Consider the following 15059-nt stretch of genomic DNA (forward strand, 5'->3'; position numbering starts at 1 on the left):
TTCTTTGCCGTCCTCTCTCCTCTGCTACACTTCCTGGTGTTGCTTGTTAATAACCGAGGTGGATATGGGACTCTTCAATTTTGTGAAAGATGCAGGTGAAAAACTTTGGGATGCGGTCACCGGAAATCATGACACGGCCGATCTGGCGAAGAAGGTGCAGGAACACCTGAATAAAACCGGCATCCCCGATGCAGATAAGGTGAACGTCCAAATTAACGAAGGCAAGGCCACCGTTTCTGGTGATGGATTAAGCCAGGAAGCGAAAGAGAAAATCCTGATTGCGATTGGTAATATCTCCGGTATCGCCAGCGTAGACGATCAGGTCAAAACCTCTGCACCCGCGAGCGAAAGTCAGTTTTATACCGTGAAAGCGGGCGATACCCTGAGCGCTATTGCCAAACAGGTTTACGGTAACGCTAATCTGTACAATAAAATCTTCGAAGCGAATAAACCGATGCTGAAAAGCCCGGATAAAATTTATCCCGGGCAGGTGTTACGTATTCCGGAAGAATGATGAAGTGCAGGCTTATTCCGTCAGCAGCTTGCCGGCCATCGCCTGTTGAATAATTGGAATCGGCGTCAGCAGGTGCTGGCGCATTAATTCGCTAGCGCGCACGGCATCGCGTGCCAGAATCGCTTCGGTCAGTGTTTGATGCTGATCGTGTTTATCTTCCAGCATCTCAACTGACAACACCGTTTTACGTAGCCAGATAAACCGGTAACGTGCCGCTAAATCAAACAATCGTTCGCGCATTTGCAGCAGATATTGGGAACCGCAGCCGGCGACAATCGCCGAGTGAAACGCCTGATGGCGCTGATCCCATTCATCAAGCATCTGTTCGCTGGCGTCCACGGCTTCAAGCTTACTGAGCATATGCGCCCTGGCTAAAATCTCCGCTTCCCAGGCATCGTCGCCGCGTTCGATGGCCAGCGCGACCAGCATGGCCTCCATATTGGCGCGGGCATCGAAAATATCGAGCAATTCCTGCTCGGACATCGGGGCGACACGATACCCTTTCTGATTGACCACCGTGACCAGTCGCTCCGCCACCAGCTGTGAAAGCGCTTCGCGCAGCGGTCCCACGCCAAGCTCGTAGCGCGAGGTCAGAAGGCTCATACGCAGTTTCTCATCAGGCTGATAAATACCGCGGATGATGTCGTTCTTTAGCCAGCGGTATCCATCAATGGCCGTCGGTTGGGGAATGGCGGTCATGGTCTTACTCCTGAATAAATGTCCCGGCGTGCGCCGGGAACAGATTTAATGCGTATTTTGCAAGGGTGCTTTTTGCCACGATAGCAGTTTTTTCCAGCGTGCCATAATGGGCACCGTGCAAATAATTCCTATGGCTAATAACCCGGTAGAGATGACTTCCAGTTGTTGCGCCGGGCGAAAGAGCATGACCACCAGCACAAAGATAATAAAGGCGATGACCAGCCAGGTAAGCCACGGATAAAGCCACATTTTCAGTTTAATTTCACCACCTCGCGCCAGCAGAATTTTGCGCATCCGCAGTTGGGAAATAGCGATTACCAGATAAACCAACAGAGCGATAGCACCAGAGCTGTCGATCAGGAATTTAAACACTTTGGCCGGGGCGTAATAGTTGACTACCACGGTGAGGAACGCCGCCCCCGTAGACAGTAACACCGCCACGTAAGGCGTTTTACTGCGGTTAGTTTTCCCCATAAAGGCGGGGGCATCGCCACGACGGCTCAGGGAATAGAGCATACGGGATGAGGTATACAGCGCGGAGTTCAGACAGCTGGTCACCGACAGCAAAATGACGCAGTCCATGATCAGTTTCGCGTGCGGAATATGCAGTAACTCCAGCACCGAGCGGTAAGAACCCACTTCTTTTAGCCCCGGCATGTTCCATGGGATCAGCGCCACCACCACGAAAATGGAGCACAGATAGAAGATGGATATACGCCAGATAACCGAGTTGGTGGCGCGGACGATGTGTTTATCCGGGGTGTCGGACTCGGTGGCGGCGATGGTGACAATCTCAGCGCCCATGAAGGAGAACATGGTGATCAGCATCGCGCTGAGTACGGCGCCAAAACCGTTCGGCATAAAGCCGCCCTGATCCCACAGGCGTGAAACGCCGCTAACCTCGGCATAAGGATAGAAACCGCTAATCGCCACCGCGCCGAGGACAATAAACGCCAGAATGGCAATCACTTTGCACAGCGCCAGCCAGAATTCGAATTCACCGTAATTTTTGACGCTCAGCAAATTACTGCCAGTTAATGCCAGCGTGATAACCAGAGAAAATAACCAGACAGGTATGCCAGGGATCCAGGAATGCAGAATGATGGCGGCAATATTGGCCTCCAATGGGATAACCAACACCCAGAACCACCAGTACAACCAGCCGATGGTATAACCTGCCCATGGGCCGATGGCTTTATCGGCGTAGGTGGAAAAGGAGCCGGTATCCGGGGTGGCGACGGCCATTTCGGCCAGCATGCGCATAATCATCACCACCAAAAGTCCGGCAAACAGATAAGCTAATAATACGGCGGGACCGGCTTCTGCAATCGCCACGCTTGAACCTACGAATAAACTCGCGCCGATAACCCCGGCAATAGACAGCATGGTGACGTGGCGTGATTTCAGCCCGCCCCCTAAATCATGTGATTGTGACACTTGCCCCATCTTTTAAACCTCTCGAAAGTATTTCACTTGGGAGAGCACCCCGGCATTCCCGCGCCGGGGCACGCGTATTATTGTTATTGACCCTATGTGCCGGATGGCGGCTCCGCCTTATCCGGCCTATGGATTGCGTTTTTTATAGGGTTAGCCCTGCTTCGCCTCAGCAAAACACTGGGCGATAATGTCCAGCCCCTGGCGGATTTGCGCATCTTCAATGGTCAACGGGACAAGGATGCGCAGTACGTTGTAGTAAGATCCGCAGGAGAGCAGGATCAGACCTTTATCACGCGCGCGGGCCACCACTTCCGCGGTCAGTTTGGCGTCTGGCTTCGTATGGTCGCCGTCTTCGAACAGTTCGATGGCGATCATCGCCCCCAGCCCACGCACGTCGCCAATTTCGCGATGCGTTTCGGCGATAGCAAGCAGGCCTTCGCGCAAGGTTTGCCCCAGTTCGTTGGCCTTTTGCAGCAGATTTTCCTGTTCGAAAATGTTCAGCACCGCCAGCGCGGCGGCACAGGCAATCGGGTTACCGGCATAGGTACCGCCCAGGCCACCCGGCGGGATAGCGTCCATGACTTCGGCGCGACCGGTTACTCCTGCCAGCGGGAAGCCGCCAGCGATAGATTTGGCGAAGGTGGTAAGATCGGGTGCTACGCCCATCTGCTCCATGGCGAACAGCGTACCGGTGCGGCCTGCGCCGCTCTGCACTTCATCGGCAATCAGCATGATCCCGTGTTCGTCACAAATGGCGCGCAGACGCTGCATAAATGCCGGGGTGGCCGCGTAAAAACCGCCTTCGCCCTGGACGGGTTCAATTACGATGGCGGCAACGTCTTCCGGCGCGGCATCATTTTTGAAAATACGGTGAATGCTGGCGATAGCATCGTCTTCGCTGATGCCATGCAGCGGGCAAGGATACAGCGCGCGATAGACGTGACCCGGCATCAGTCCCATTCCGGCAGAGTACGGATTTACTTTTCCGGTCAGAGACAGGGTGTAGTGGGTACGACCATGATAAGCGCCGCTGAAGGCGATCGTACCTGTACGTTTGGTGGCGGCGCGGGCAATTTTCACCGCGTTTTCCACGGCTTCAGAACCGGTGGTCACCAGCAGAGTTTTCTTGGCGAAATCGCCCGGCACTTTCTTGTTCATGATTTCGCACAGCTCCAGGTATGGCTCATAGGCCAGCACCTGGAAGCAGGTATGCGACAGTTTTTTCAACTGCGCTTCTACCGCAGAAACAATCTGCGGGTGCAGGTGACCGGTATTCAGCACCGCAATACCGCCAGCAAAATCGAGGAATTCGCGGCCTTCAACGTCCCAGACCCGGCAATTTTCTGCCCGCTCGGCAAAAATAGGGTGGATCTGTCCTACGCCACGGGGAACGGCGTTGCTGCGACGTTGCATAAGTTCTTTGTTGGTGCTCATCAGGTGTTCTCCAGTATTTGTTTTATTAAAGGCCGATGCACATATATTTGATTTCTAAGTAGTCTTCGATGCCGTATTTCGATCCTTCACGGCCAAGACCGGAGGCTTTTATCCCCCCAAATGGGGCGACTTCGTTGGAGATGATGCCGGTGTTAATCCCGACGATGCCGTACTCCAGCGCTTCGCCAACGCGGAAGACGCGGCTTAAATCACGGGCGTAGAAATAGGCTGCCAGGCCAAACTCGGTGTCATTGGCCTGCGCGATGACGTTAGCTTCGTCTTTAAAGCGAAACAGCGGCGCCAGCGGGCCGAATGTCTCTTCTTTGGCGACCTTCGCGTTGTCCGGCACATCGACCAGGATGGTGGGCTGGAAGAAGTTACCGCCCAGCGCGTGAGGCTTGCCGCCCGCGATAATGCGCGCGCCTTTATCCAGGGCATCGGCGATGTGCTCCTGCACTTTGGCGACCGCTTTTTCGTCGATCAGCGGCCCGGTGGTGACATCTGGTTGCAGACCATCACCGAGGCGCAGCTTGCTCACCGCCTGCTCGAGTTTTTCGGCAAACTGGTCATACACGCCGTCCTGCACGTACAGACGGTTGGCGCAGACGCAGGTTTGCCCGGCGTTACGGAACTTCGACGCCAGCGCGCCTTCCACGGCTTTGTCGAGATCGGCATCGTCAAAGACGATAAACGGCGCATTGCCACCCAGCTCCAGTGACACCTTCTTGATGTCTTTGGCACACTGTTCCATCAGCTGACGGCCAATTTCGGTGGAGCCGGTAAATGACAGTTTGCGCACCAGCGGGTTGCCGGTCAGTTCGTTACCGACCGCGCTTGCTGAACCGGTCACCACGCTGAATACGCCAGCCGGGATCCCGGCGCGATTGGCCAGCTCTGCCAGCGCCAGTGCGGAATAGGGGGTTTGGCTGGCCGGTTTAAGCACCATGGTGCAACCCGCCGCCAGTGCCGGACCGGCTTTGCGGGTGATCATCGCCGCCGGGAAGTTCCACGGCGTAATCGCGGCGGTCACGCCGATTGGTTGCTTGATGACGATCAGACGCTTATCTGCCTGATGGCCGGGGATCGTATCGCCATAAATGCGTTTGCCCTCTTCGGCAAACCACTCAATAAATGAGGCGGCATAGGTGATTTCGCCTTTGGCTTCCGCCAGCGGCTTACCCTGTTCCAGGGTCATCAGACGAGCAAGATCGTCCTGATGTTCAATCATCAGGTTGAACCAGCGACGCAGAATATTGGCCCGCTCTTTGGCGGTCAGTGCACGCCAGGCGGGTAGAGCGCGGTTCGCGGCGTTAATGGCTTCACGGGTTTCATCCGCCCCCATTTTCGGTACGCTACCCAATTGCTGACCGTTGGCGGGATTCGTTACTGCGATGGTCTCTCCGTTGTTGGCGTCACGCCAGTTGCCGTCAATCAACGCCTGTTGGCGAAATAAGGTTGGATCGTTCAGTTGCATAATTGCTTCCTGTCTTAATCATGTTAACGGGTGAATGCGGCGTGTAATGTCTCCACGCTACGTGCCGCACGCAGCATGCGTCCGGGATTACTCTGGCTCTCCAGCAGTGCATGAACTTTGCCGACAATATGCGCGCCGATAGGGATCGCTGATGTCGCCGCCGGAGAAGGGGCGTTGCAGGTATGAATGGAGCGTGGCGTAGTGACAAACAAGAAATCGTCGATCAGCTTGCCGTCCGGAGACACAGCCTGCGCCCGCACGCCTGCAGGCCACGGTTGCAGATCTTTCTGCGTCAGACTCGGACAATACTTTTGCACCAGCCGCAGGTAGCCGCTTTTGCACAGCGAATTCTTCATTTCGCCAAGCCCGGAGCGCAGGTTGTTTTGCAGTACGCGGCGGATGCCGGAAGAGCCGAAGATCTCCAGCGTATCGCTGAGTGAGAAATCGCGTTTACGGTAACCTTCGCGTTTAAATGCCAGTACCGCGTTGGGTCCCACCGTGACGCTGCCATCAATCATGCGGGTGAGATGCACACCGAGAAACGGCATCGCCGGGTCGGGGATCGGGTAGATCAGATGATTGACTATCTGATTATGTTCTGACGCCAGACGGAAGTATTCGCCACGGAACGGACAGATGATAAAGCCGGGTTCAACGCCGAGCATTTTCACCAGTCGGTCCGCCATCAGGCCACAACAGCTAATCAGCGTTGACCCTTCATACTCCTGACCCTGACGCGTATGGACGATCACGCCCGCGGCATGCTCTTTCAGCGCGCTGACCTCGGCGTTATAAACAATCTCACCGCCCTTGGCCTGGAAAATCTTTGCCATCGCGGCGGTGACTTCGCGGTAGCTGACGATCCCGCTCGACGGGACGAAAATGCCGCCCAGCCCGGTGATATTGGGTTCACGCTCGCGTAGCTCCTGCGCATTCAGCCATTCGCGTTCCAGGCCGTTAGCGGCGGTGCGATCCCATAGCGCGCGCATGCGTTCCATTTCCAGAGCGGAAGTGGCAACCAGCATTTTCCCGCAGACGTCGTAGCGGATGCCGTTTTGATCACAAAAGGCTTTGGTGGCGCGATTTCCGGCCAGGCAAAACTGCGCCTTCAGGCTGCCAGGCGTGTAATAAACCCCGGCATGAATCACGCCGCTGTTATGGCCCGTCTGGTGACAGGCCGGGCCGGACTCTTTTTCCAGCAGCGCGATTCTGGCGTCCGGATAGACATCAATCAGTTGCATGGCGGTCGACATGCCGATAATACCGCCGCCAATAATCACAAAATCATACATCCGCTTTTTTCCTTCGCGCTTACTGATGGGTCTGGTAGTGGTTGGTCGCGTAAGCGAAATAACCACGCTGGCGCATCAGTTCGCGGCGCAGGTCAGGGTGCGAGGTGAAGCGGTCGCGACCGTGCAGCCAGAACAGGTTGTTAATCAGCAGGAATTTACCCACGGGAACCGGAACGGAAATAATGTTCTTGCTGGTTTCCAGCGCATCGGACAAGTCGCTCAGCCAGACGCCTTCTTCATAGTCTTTTGGCTGGACGAACTGGTCGATGTAGCGCATTACCGGGCGGCCCAACTGGTCAACGTCAAACACCGGATGGAACACATCCTTGCTGACGTTTTTGCTTGGCGGGGCGGCAAAGCGCATCGCACGACGCGCCAACGGATGGGTAAAGTACTGATCCAGATGCTCCCAGTCGTCGAGATGCAGCAGCAGCGAGTTACCGCCGGTCATGTTCTGCTCGTCGATCTTCATCATCAGCACGTAATCGGTGATTTCTTCGAGGTAGCTTCCGTCGTTATGCAGCTCCATAACACGGTGCGGCTGGCGCAGATAGCTGTCTGAGTTATCGACGTTTTTCACCACAAAACGGGCATAGTATTGACCGCTCATCGCATCAAAATTGGAGCGTCCGATCAGATGCGCGACCGCCGTTGCCAGCTTGACCATCTCTTCAGCCTGCGCCACGTCATCCACGCCGACGGCGTTGATCAGCAGCGCCCCTTCGGCACGATCGAGCAGCGTTTTCAGCAGCAGGGGCTGTAACTGGTTGCCGCACAAATCATCGAGGATCTTGCCCACTTTGAAACGCAAGAAAGATTTGTATTCCAGGGCCTGCACCGGCCACTGCGCGACGGCCTGCAGAAATTGCTCAGTGGTTTCGGCAGAAAAAGTCAGCTCCAGCAGGCGTGGAGACTGGACTGATGGTTTCAGTGTGAAACCGCTGTAGTGCTGGGCTGGATCTTCAGCGTTCGGTTGTACGGCAGTCAGTGCGTTCATCAAATCGATCCTCTCAGTAGATTGTCAGGGAGATATGGCGCAGCTCGTTTCGTAGCCATAAATTAAAAATATCTACATTTTTGAAAAACGCGCACAGAATGAACTTGTTTGTTTCTTATTTGTGATCAAAAGCAACAATTATTTAACATTATAAAAGGTGAGGATATCTGCGAGTAGAGGGAAGGTTGGCAAGAAAATGTATTTTAAAACATAGGGTTAATTGCTCGGTCGCTGGAGATAAACCAGCGACAGCAGTAAGTCAGTAACCGACTTGATAAATGCGACCCGTTTGGATGCCTTCCACACTGCGGCGATAGGCGTTGGCAACGGTGGCGGCCGGGACGCTTTCGAAGCCAGGGAAGAAATCGTCGTAGGCTGCGGCGGATTCACTGAGTACGGTTGGGCTAATCAGGTTGATGCGCAGTCCACGACCCAATTCACAGGCTGCTGCGCGAACAAACCCTTCCAGACCGGCATTGATTGTTGCCGCATTTGTGCCTTGCGCGATGGGTTCATGAGCGATAATACCGCTAATGAGCGTAATCGAGCCGCCATCATTGAGGTAATGCTGCCCGGTTAAGGCCAGTCGTATTTGCCCTAACAGCTTATCCTGTAAACCCTGATTAAAATTCCGATCGGTCATGGTGGATAACGGCCCAAAGAACAAATTGCCGGTGGCGGAAACGATCGCGTCTACCCGACCGACTTTTTCAAACAATGCCTCGACACTCTTCTGGGAGGTGATATCGACCTGGTAATCACCCTGGCTGCGACCCACACGGATCACTTCATGTTTACGGCTTAATGTTTCTGTAACCGCACGACCCACCGTACCGCTGGCACCAACAATAACAATTTTCATAACCACCTCCGCATTAGTGTGAGCCGCTATTCTTTAATGAAAATGAAATCGGATAAACTGGCTAAAAGTTAGATGATTACTAACCAGGGGTTTGCAATATGGATAAACTGCGCGGCATGGAAACGTTTATCGCGGTGGTGGAGAGCGGGAGCTTTACCACCGCGGCAACGCGACTGGGGATGTCTGCGGTGATGGTGGGGAAATATATCACCCACCTTGAAGCGCAACTCGGTACGCGCCTGCTGGAGCGCAACACGCGTCGCCAGAGTCTGACCGATGCCGGTCGTGTCTATTTTGAAGAAGCCCGGCGTGTGCTGGAACAGGTGACGATAGCCGAACGTTCAGTGGAGCGTCTGCGGCTGGCGCCTGCGGGGACGCTGCGCATCAGCGCGCCAACCTCCTTTGGTGCCTGCGTGATCTCGCCGTTGGCCGCCTCGTTTTTACAGGCCTGGCCGGAAGTGCGAATTGAACTGGATCTGACCAATCGGATGGTCGATCTGGTGAATGAAGGGGTTGACCTGGCGATCCGCATTGGCGATATCCATCAGACTGATGTGGTGGCGAAATATCTGTGTCCGTACCGTATGGCGATTTGCGCTTCGCCGGATTATCTCGCTCGTCATGGCACCCCCTTCACGCCCGCGGATCTGGTGGATCATTTGTGCCTGTCCCACACCGTCTGGACGGCCCGCAACGAATGGATGCTACCGGGCGCAGGGGGCGAAGTCAGATGGAAACGCGATGCGATCCTGCGCTGTAACGATGGTCATGGCCTGCGTATGGCGGCAGTGGCGGGGGCGGGGCTGCTGTTACAACCGGAGGTGCTGCTGGCGGAAGAGTTAGCTACTGGCAGACTGGTGCGGGTGCTGGAGGCGTTTACGCCGCAGCCGCGACCCATTCATTTGCTGTGGCGGCAAGATTTGCGTGCGTTGCCGAAACTGACGCGGTTTGTCGAGCACGTTCTTAGTGCAGTTCAGGAATTAAGATGAAAATGCCGGATGGCGATGCCCATCCGGCATATTACTAGCCGATATCCACCTGCGGTTTGCTGTTACGCTTACGGATCAGGCGCAGCACCGGCGGGATCACGATAACCAGTACCGCCATCACCAGCAGCACTTTTGCTACGCCGCTGGCCCACAGAATATCCATGCTGCCGTTACTGATAGACAGCGCCCGACGCAGGTTTTGCTCCAGCATTTCGCCCAGCACGAAGCCTAAAATCAATGGCGACATCGGGAAGTGCATCTTACGCAGAATGTAGCCCAGTACGCCAAGGGCGACCATCAACACCAGATCAAAGGTAGTGCTGTGAACGGCGTACACGCCAACCGCGGAGACTGCTGCGATAGCGGGCACCAAAAACCACAGTGGGATGGTCAGCATACGGGTAAACAGACCGATCAGCGGGATGTTCATCACCAGCAGCATCACGTTGGCAATCAGCAGCGCCGCAATCAGTCCCCAAACGATATCCGGTTGTTCGGTGAACATCGCCGGGCCAGGGGTGATGTTGTACAGGGTCAGCGCGCCCATCATCACTGCCGTGGTGCCGGAGCCTGGAACGCCGAGCGTCAGCATCGGAATAAAAGAGCCACAGGCCGAGGCATTGTTCGCGGCCTCAGGTGCCGCCACACCGCGAATATCACCCTTGCCGAAGCTGTCGCTGTTGCCGCTGAGCTTTTTCTCGGTCATGTAAGTGATAGCGCTGGCAATGGTTGCGCCCGCGCCAGGCAAGACGCCGACGAAAAAGCCGATCACCGATGAACGCAGGGTGGCGCCCACGCACTGCGCACCTTCTTTGGCATTGAACAACATGCGGCCCGTTTTACGCACCAGCGTCTGGCCACTGCTGGTATGTTCCAGCATTAACAGTATTTCTGAGACAGAGAACAACCCAATTACTACCACGATAAACTGCACGCCGTCGGAGAGATGAACACTGTCAAAGGTAAAGCGATAAACCCCGGTGTTGGCGTCCACGCCGACGGTCGCAAGGCCGAGACCGATAAGCGCTGCCAGAAATGATTTCAGTGGATTTTGCGCCATCATGCTGCCGAGACAGGCAATGGCGAAAACCATTAAGGCAAAGTATTCCGCCGGACCGAAGGCCAGCGACCATTGGGCTAACGCAGGGGCAAACAGAATGATGCCGCCGATAGCGATAAGCGAACCAAAGAATGAGCTGACCGCCGAGATAGAGAGCGCGACGCCGCCGCGCCCTTGTTGCGCCATCGGGTAGCCATCCAGCGCGGTCATAATTGCTGCCGCATCGCCGGGCACGTTCAGCAGGATGGAGGAGATACGCCCGCCGTATTCACAGCCAATGTAGACCGTCGCCAGCAGGATCAGCGCAGATTCAGCCGGCAGGTGCAACGCGAAAGCCAGCGGCAGCAGGATCGCCACGCCGTTAATCGGCCCGAGGCCGGGCAGCAGCCCGACGATGGTGCCGACAAAGCAGCCAATCAAGGCGATAACCAGGTTTTCCGGCGTCATCGCCACCGCGAAACCCTGAGAAAGATAAATCCAGGTATCCATCGTTTCTCCGTTAACCCAGCCAGGCGCCGAGTGGTAAGGTGACGTCAAGCAGCCGGTCGAAGGCATACCACAACAGAATGCCGAGCACCGCGCCGGAAATACCCGCAGCCGGAATGGTTGCGCCGAACAGCATGCCAATCACCACGGTAAGAATGGCGGTGGCGATGGGAAAACCGAGCCATTCAAAACCCCAGGCGTACATCAACAGAACAATCACCATCGTCAGCAGCTTTTGCAGCACATGGCGGCGAGGCCAACTGATGGTGTCCGGGTGGCGCAACAGCAGCGCCACGGCGCATAACAGCATCAGGCTGATAATGCCCAGCGGAAAGGGACGCGGGCCAACCGGCTCATAGCTGTATTCGCTGCTGATTTGCCAGGCCACGAACAGCCCGGCTATACAGAGCAACAGCCAGATACCTGCAAAAATACGATCGCTCATCATCTTTGCCTCTGCGCTTATTTCGCCAGACCGAAGGCTTTCGCCTGCTCACGATAATCCGTAACCTGCTTCTTCACGTACTCGTCGAGTTGCTTACCGCTCATGTTGAACTCGAACAGGCCGCGGAGATCGCGCTGCTTTTTAAATTCCTCGGTTTGCTGGAGTTTGTTAAAGGCATCGACCCACCACTGGTATTCGGCATCACTGACTTTTGGTCCAACGTAGAAGCCACGAATGATCGGCCACACCAGGTCGTAACCCTGCTCTTTGGCGGTTGGCACATTGGCTAACTGACCCGGCAGGCGTTCTTCCGAGAACACCGCGAGCACGCGGATTTTGTCGCCGCTGAGATAAGGCACCATCTCGCTGAGATCGCCGGAAACTACCTGTACGTGATTGCCCATCAACGCGGTAACCGGTTCGCCGCCGCCCTCAAAGGCTACATAGCGCATCTTGTGCGGATCGACGTTGGCTTTTTGCGCCAGCAGCGCCGACTTCATCCAGTCCTGACTACCGATTGAGGCACCCGCGCCAATAACTACGCTGTTAGGATCTTTTTCCATTGCCGTCAGCAGATCTTTCAGCGTCTTCCATGGTGAGTCCTGGCGTACGGCGATCATGCCGTAATCCGTGCCCACGCTTGCCAACCAGCGCACGTCATCCACGCCATAGCGACCAAATTTACCTTGTGACAGGTTCAACAGGGAGCCGCCGGAGAAAGCCACCACGGTACCTGCTTCAGCCGGGCGTTGAGCGACGATTGCGTTATAGGCCACAGCGCCAACGCCGCCGGGCATGTAGGTTACGCGCATCGGTTTTTCGATAGCGCCGGTTTCCATCATGCTCACCTGAATCAGCTTGCAGGTGAGATCAAAGCCACCGCCGGGTTTCGCCGGGGCGATACATTCGGTGCGCGATGGCGCTTGTTCTGCCAGAACAGAGGTACTCATCAGTAAAATGCTTGCAGTAAGGGTACGAAGTAATTGTTTTTTCATTGTTTATCCTCACACCGGAAAACCGGATTTTCAGGTACGAAAGAAGATTTTTGTGATTATGTGAGCCGATGTGTAGCGGTTCGGTTGCGTGATTGTTAAAACATTAACCTTTCAATTCCCTTTCAATGCGGCAGAAACTTTACAGGATGTGATATGCGTCTCTTATTAGCGGAAGATAACCGTGAGTTAGCTCACTGGCTGGAGAAAGCGCTGGTGCAAAACGGTTTTGCCGTTGACTGCGTTTTTGATGGCCAGGCGGCCGACCATCTTTTACATAGCGAAACGTACGCGCTGGCGGTGCTGGACATCAATATGCCGGGGCTGGACGGTCTTGAAGTCGTCCAGCGGCTGCGCAAGCGCGGCCAGACGCTCCCCGTTCTGCTGTTGACGGCGCGCGGCGCGGTGGCCGACAGGGTGAAAGGGTTAAACGTCGGGGCCGATGATTATCTGGCAAAGCCGTTTGAAATTGAGGAACTGGATGCCCGGCTGCGGGCTTTGCTTCGTCGCAGCGCGGGGCAGGTACAAGGCATACAGCAACTGGGCGAACTGGCGTTTCATGATGAAGGCTACTTTCTGTTGCAGGGGCAACCGTTGGCGCTTACGCCGCGTGAGCAGGCCCTGCTGACGGTGCTGATGTACCGTCGGTTGCGCCCGGTTTCGCGCCAGCAGTTGTTTGAGCAGGTCTTTAGTTTGAGCGATGAGGTCAGCCCAGAAAGTATCGAACTGTACATCCATCGTCTGCGTAAAAAACTTCAGGGAAGCGATGTACGCATCGCCACGCTACGTGGTCTGGGCTATGTGCTGGAGCGTAGCGATGAGGTGGGTTAAGCCTCAGTCGTTGTATCTGCAACTGCTGATGTTTCTCGGATTACCGCTGCTGTTGCTGTGGGGGCTGTCGGCGTTTAACAGCTATGTCAGCGCGTTACAGGCGGCGACGCAGGCGTATGATCGGACGCTGCTCTCGTCCGCCAGAACCGTCTCTGAGCGGTTAGTGGTACGTAATAAACGGCTGGAAGTGAATGTGCCGTGGGTGGTGTTGGACAGCTTTGAACTGAATATGAACGACAGGCTGTATTACAAAGTGGTCGACCCGGCGGGGAAGGTGATATCAGGTTATGACGATTTACCTGCGATGCCGCCTGCCACCTCGCGCACACGACTTTATCCGGCGCTGGCGTGGTTTTATCACACTGAATATCGCGGCGAAGCAATCCGCGTGGCGCGTTTGCTACAGCCCGTCAACGAGGGCGGTATTATCGGCATGGCAGAGATTTATGTCGCTGAAACGCTGCAATCACGGCGTTATCTGGCGCGACAGTTGCTGTTCTCCTCGTGGGTTTCGCAAGGACTGCTGGTAATGCTCACGCTGGTGCTGGTTGGCTGGCTGCTGCGCCGGGTGCTACGTCCGATGCGCCAGTTGTCATCGCTGATGGTACGTCGCGAGCCTGGGCTGCTGACGCCGTTGCCGGAGCTGTTGCCGTGGTCGGAAACCCGTCTGCTGATTGTGGCGTTTAACCGCTATCTGGACCGACTGCGCGGCCTTATCTCTCGTCAGGAACGCTTCAGCGCTGACGCGTCCCATCAGCTTAAAACGCCATTAGCGGTACTGAAAACTCAGGCGGCGGTAGCCCTCGCCAGCCCGCAGCCTCAGCAGTGGTACGAGAGTTTACAGGCCATGAGCGTGACTCTGGATAACACGATTCAACTGACGGAAAGGCTGCTTCAGCTGTCGGCTGTGAAGCGCAAAGAGCAGGGAGAAAAGCACTTCTCACCGGTTAATTTGTATGAGGTGGTGCAAAGCAGCTGTTTTACCCGGCTGGCGCAGGCACGCAGTAAAGCTATCGATCTGGGTTATGAGGGGGAACAGGGCGCGGTGTGGATTGAGGGCGATGAAGTCCTGCTCGGCGAACTGTGTGGGAATCTACTTGATAACGCCCTGAAATATACGCCGCCGCATGGTGTGGTGACAGCCCGACTGCAGCGTGAAGGCGAAGCCGTGGTGCTAGTGATCGAGGATAGCGGGCCAGGTATAGATGATCAGATGGTTCATCAGGCGATGCTACCGTTTCATCGACTCGATAACGTTGGCAATGTCCCAGGCGCAGGAATTGGTCTGGCGCTGGTTAACGACATTGCGCGTTTACACCGTACACATCCGCAGCTGACACGTAGCGAAATCTTAGGTGGGTTAAGCGTGCGGGTGCGCTTTTTAAGCGTTGCTGGCTGAGATATTTTTATTGTGGTGTTTAGCCGCAATGAAAGGGTGATTCAAAATAAATCAAATAACACCATTGTGAAATTTGTCATACCTAAAATGTTTTCGCGTAGACCATAAATTGTTAACTGTCAATGATGGTTTTGTTGTGAAAAATCGT

At 55.3% G+C, this 15059-nt stretch carries 14 protein-coding genes; 4 read left to right on the forward strand and 10 right to left on the reverse strand.

What is annotated here, in order from left to right; genetic code table 11:
- Positions 1 to 64 precede the first annotated feature (64 nt).
- Positions 65 to 514, forward strand: coding sequence for a peptidoglycan-binding protein LysM (gene lysM / locus FHD02_RS03250; RefSeq protein WP_038632949.1), 450 nt, complete (start codon positions 65 to 67; stop codon positions 512 to 514).
- Between the two features lie 12 nt (positions 515 to 526).
- Here lysM and csiR read toward each other — a convergent pair whose 3' ends face one another.
- The 7 genes from csiR to FHD02_RS03285 all read right to left on the reverse strand — a co-directional run bounded on the left by csiR (position 527) and on the right by FHD02_RS03285 (position 8709).
- Positions 527 to 1213, reverse strand: coding sequence for a DNA-binding transcriptional regulator CsiR (gene csiR, locus FHD02_RS03255; protein ID WP_061382314.1), 687 nt, complete (start codon positions 1211 to 1213; stop codon positions 527 to 529).
- A 45-nt stretch (positions 1214 to 1258) separates the two neighbouring features.
- Entirely contained in the window at positions 1259 to 2659 is a 1401-nt protein-coding gene (gene gabP / locus FHD02_RS03260) for a GABA permease (RefSeq protein ID WP_137361187.1), read from the reverse strand.
- Positions 2660 to 2800: 141 nt separating this feature from the next.
- Positions 2801 to 4084: a 4-aminobutyrate--2-oxoglutarate transaminase gene (gene gabT, locus FHD02_RS03265; RefSeq protein WP_220393561.1), complete on the reverse strand. Its 1284-nt coding sequence runs from the start codon at positions 4082 to 4084 to the stop codon at positions 2801 to 2803.
- A 25-nt stretch (positions 4085 to 4109) separates the two neighbouring features.
- Entirely contained in the window at positions 4110 to 5558 is a 1449-nt protein-coding gene (gene gabD, locus FHD02_RS03270) for an NADP-dependent succinate-semialdehyde dehydrogenase (protein ID WP_220393562.1), read from the reverse strand.
- Positions 5559 to 5581: 23 nt separating this feature from the next.
- Positions 5582 to 6850 (reverse strand): L-2-hydroxyglutarate oxidase, encoded by a 1269-nt coding sequence (lhgO, locus tag FHD02_RS03275; protein WP_137361186.1) that lies wholly within the window; start codon positions 6848 to 6850, stop codon positions 5582 to 5584.
- Between the two features lie 19 nt (positions 6851 to 6869).
- The gene (gene glaH, locus FHD02_RS03280) at positions 6870 to 7847 is read right to left on the reverse strand and encodes a glutarate dioxygenase GlaH (RefSeq protein ID WP_220393563.1); all 978 of its coding nucleotides are present in this window, start codon (positions 7845 to 7847) and stop codon (positions 6870 to 6872) included.
- A gap of 259 nt (positions 7848 to 8106) precedes the next feature.
- The gene (locus tag FHD02_RS03285; protein ID WP_137361184.1) at positions 8107 to 8709 is read right to left on the reverse strand and encodes a short chain dehydrogenase; all 603 of its coding nucleotides are present in this window, start codon (positions 8707 to 8709) and stop codon (positions 8107 to 8109) included.
- 98 nt (positions 8710 to 8807) lie between these two features.
- Here FHD02_RS03285 and FHD02_RS03290 point away from each other — a divergent pair, with 98 nt between their 5' ends.
- The gene (locus FHD02_RS03290; RefSeq protein ID WP_079226110.1) at positions 8808 to 9698 is read left to right on the forward strand and encodes a LysR family transcriptional regulator; all 891 of its coding nucleotides are present in this window, start codon (positions 8808 to 8810) and stop codon (positions 9696 to 9698) included.
- 34 nt (positions 9699 to 9732) lie between these two features.
- Here the strand turns inward: FHD02_RS03290 and FHD02_RS03295 are convergent, their stop codons facing one another.
- The 3 genes from FHD02_RS03295 to FHD02_RS03305 are packed head-to-tail and all read right to left on the reverse strand — an operon-like array spanning position 9733 to position 12684.
- Positions 9733 to 11247, reverse strand: a complete 1515-nt coding sequence (locus FHD02_RS03295; protein ID WP_042313169.1) for a tripartite tricarboxylate transporter permease — start codon at positions 11245 to 11247, stop codon at positions 9733 to 9735.
- 10 nt (positions 11248 to 11257) lie between these two features.
- Positions 11258 to 11692: a tripartite tricarboxylate transporter TctB family protein gene (locus FHD02_RS03300; protein WP_094301039.1), complete on the reverse strand. Its 435-nt coding sequence runs from the start codon at positions 11690 to 11692 to the stop codon at positions 11258 to 11260.
- Between the two features lie 14 nt (positions 11693 to 11706).
- Positions 11707 to 12684 carry a tripartite tricarboxylate transporter substrate binding protein gene (locus tag FHD02_RS03305; RefSeq protein ID WP_038632908.1) on the reverse strand — a complete coding sequence of 326 codons (978 nt, stop codon included), beginning with the start codon at positions 12682 to 12684 and terminating at the stop codon, positions 11707 to 11709.
- Positions 12685 to 12837: 153 nt separating this feature from the next.
- On the opposite strand from FHD02_RS03305, the gene tctD reads away from it, so the two are divergent.
- On the forward strand, positions 12838 to 13512 hold the full coding sequence (gene tctD, locus FHD02_RS03310; protein WP_061382312.1) for a transcriptional regulator TctD: 675 nt from the start codon (positions 12838 to 12840) through the stop codon (positions 13510 to 13512).
- Positions 13499 to 14911: a sensor histidine kinase gene (locus FHD02_RS03315; RefSeq protein ID WP_220393564.1), complete on the forward strand. Its 1413-nt coding sequence runs from the start codon at positions 13499 to 13501 to the stop codon at positions 14909 to 14911. Before tctD ends, FHD02_RS03315 begins: the two co-directional genes overlap by 14 nt.
- Positions 14912 to 15059: the final 148 nt, after the last annotated feature.

Origin of the sequence: Citrobacter sp. EC_71 (assembly GCF_019584005.1) — a bacterium.
GTDB classification, from domain to species: domain Bacteria; phylum Pseudomonadota; class Gammaproteobacteria; order Enterobacterales; family Enterobacteriaceae; genus Citrobacter; species Citrobacter werkmanii.

What these genes read in the sequence shown, in the direction of transcription:
- lysM (WP_038632949.1), top strand. Translation starts at nt 65, where the DNA reads ATGGGACTCTTCAATTTTGTGAAAGATGCAGGTGAAAAACTTTGGGAT.
- csiR (WP_061382314.1), bottom strand. Translation starts at nt 1,213, where the DNA reads ATGACCGCCATTCCCCAACCGACGGCCATTGATGGATACCGCTGGCTA.
- gabP (WP_137361187.1), bottom strand. Translation starts at nt 2,659, where the DNA reads ATGGGGCAAGTGTCACAATCACATGATTTAGGGGGCGGGCTGAAATCA.
- gabT (WP_220393561.1), bottom strand. Translation starts at nt 4,084, where the DNA reads ATGAGCACCAACAAAGAACTTATGCAACGTCGCAGCAACGCCGTTCCC.
- gabD (WP_220393562.1), bottom strand. Translation starts at nt 5,558, where the DNA reads ATGCAACTGAACGATCCAACCTTATTTCGCCAACAGGCGTTGATTGAC.
- lhgO (WP_137361186.1), bottom strand. Translation starts at nt 6,850, where the DNA reads ATGTATGATTTTGTGATTATTGGCGGCGGTATTATCGGCATGTCGACC.
- glaH (WP_220393563.1), bottom strand. Translation starts at nt 7,847, where the DNA reads ATGAACGCACTGACTGCCGTACAACCGAACGCTGAAGATCCAGCCCAG.
- FHD02_RS03285 (WP_137361184.1), bottom strand. Translation starts at nt 8,709, where the DNA reads ATGAAAATTGTTATTGTTGGTGCCAGCGGTACGGTGGGTCGTGCGGTT.
- FHD02_RS03290 (WP_079226110.1), top strand. Translation starts at nt 8,808, where the DNA reads ATGGATAAACTGCGCGGCATGGAAACGTTTATCGCGGTGGTGGAGAGC.
- FHD02_RS03295 (WP_042313169.1), bottom strand. Translation starts at nt 11,247, where the DNA reads ATGGATACCTGGATTTATCTTTCTCAGGGTTTCGCGGTGGCGATGACG.
- FHD02_RS03300 (WP_094301039.1), bottom strand. Translation starts at nt 11,692, where the DNA reads ATGATGAGCGATCGTATTTTTGCAGGTATCTGGCTGTTGCTCTGTATA.
- FHD02_RS03305 (WP_038632908.1), bottom strand. Translation starts at nt 12,684, where the DNA reads ATGAAAAAACAATTACTTCGTACCCTTACTGCAAGCATTTTACTGATG.
- tctD (WP_061382312.1), top strand. Translation starts at nt 12,838, where the DNA reads ATGCGTCTCTTATTAGCGGAAGATAACCGTGAGTTAGCTCACTGGCTG.
- FHD02_RS03315 (WP_220393564.1), top strand. Translation starts at nt 13,499, where the DNA reads ATGAGGTGGGTTAAGCCTCAGTCGTTGTATCTGCAACTGCTGATGTTT.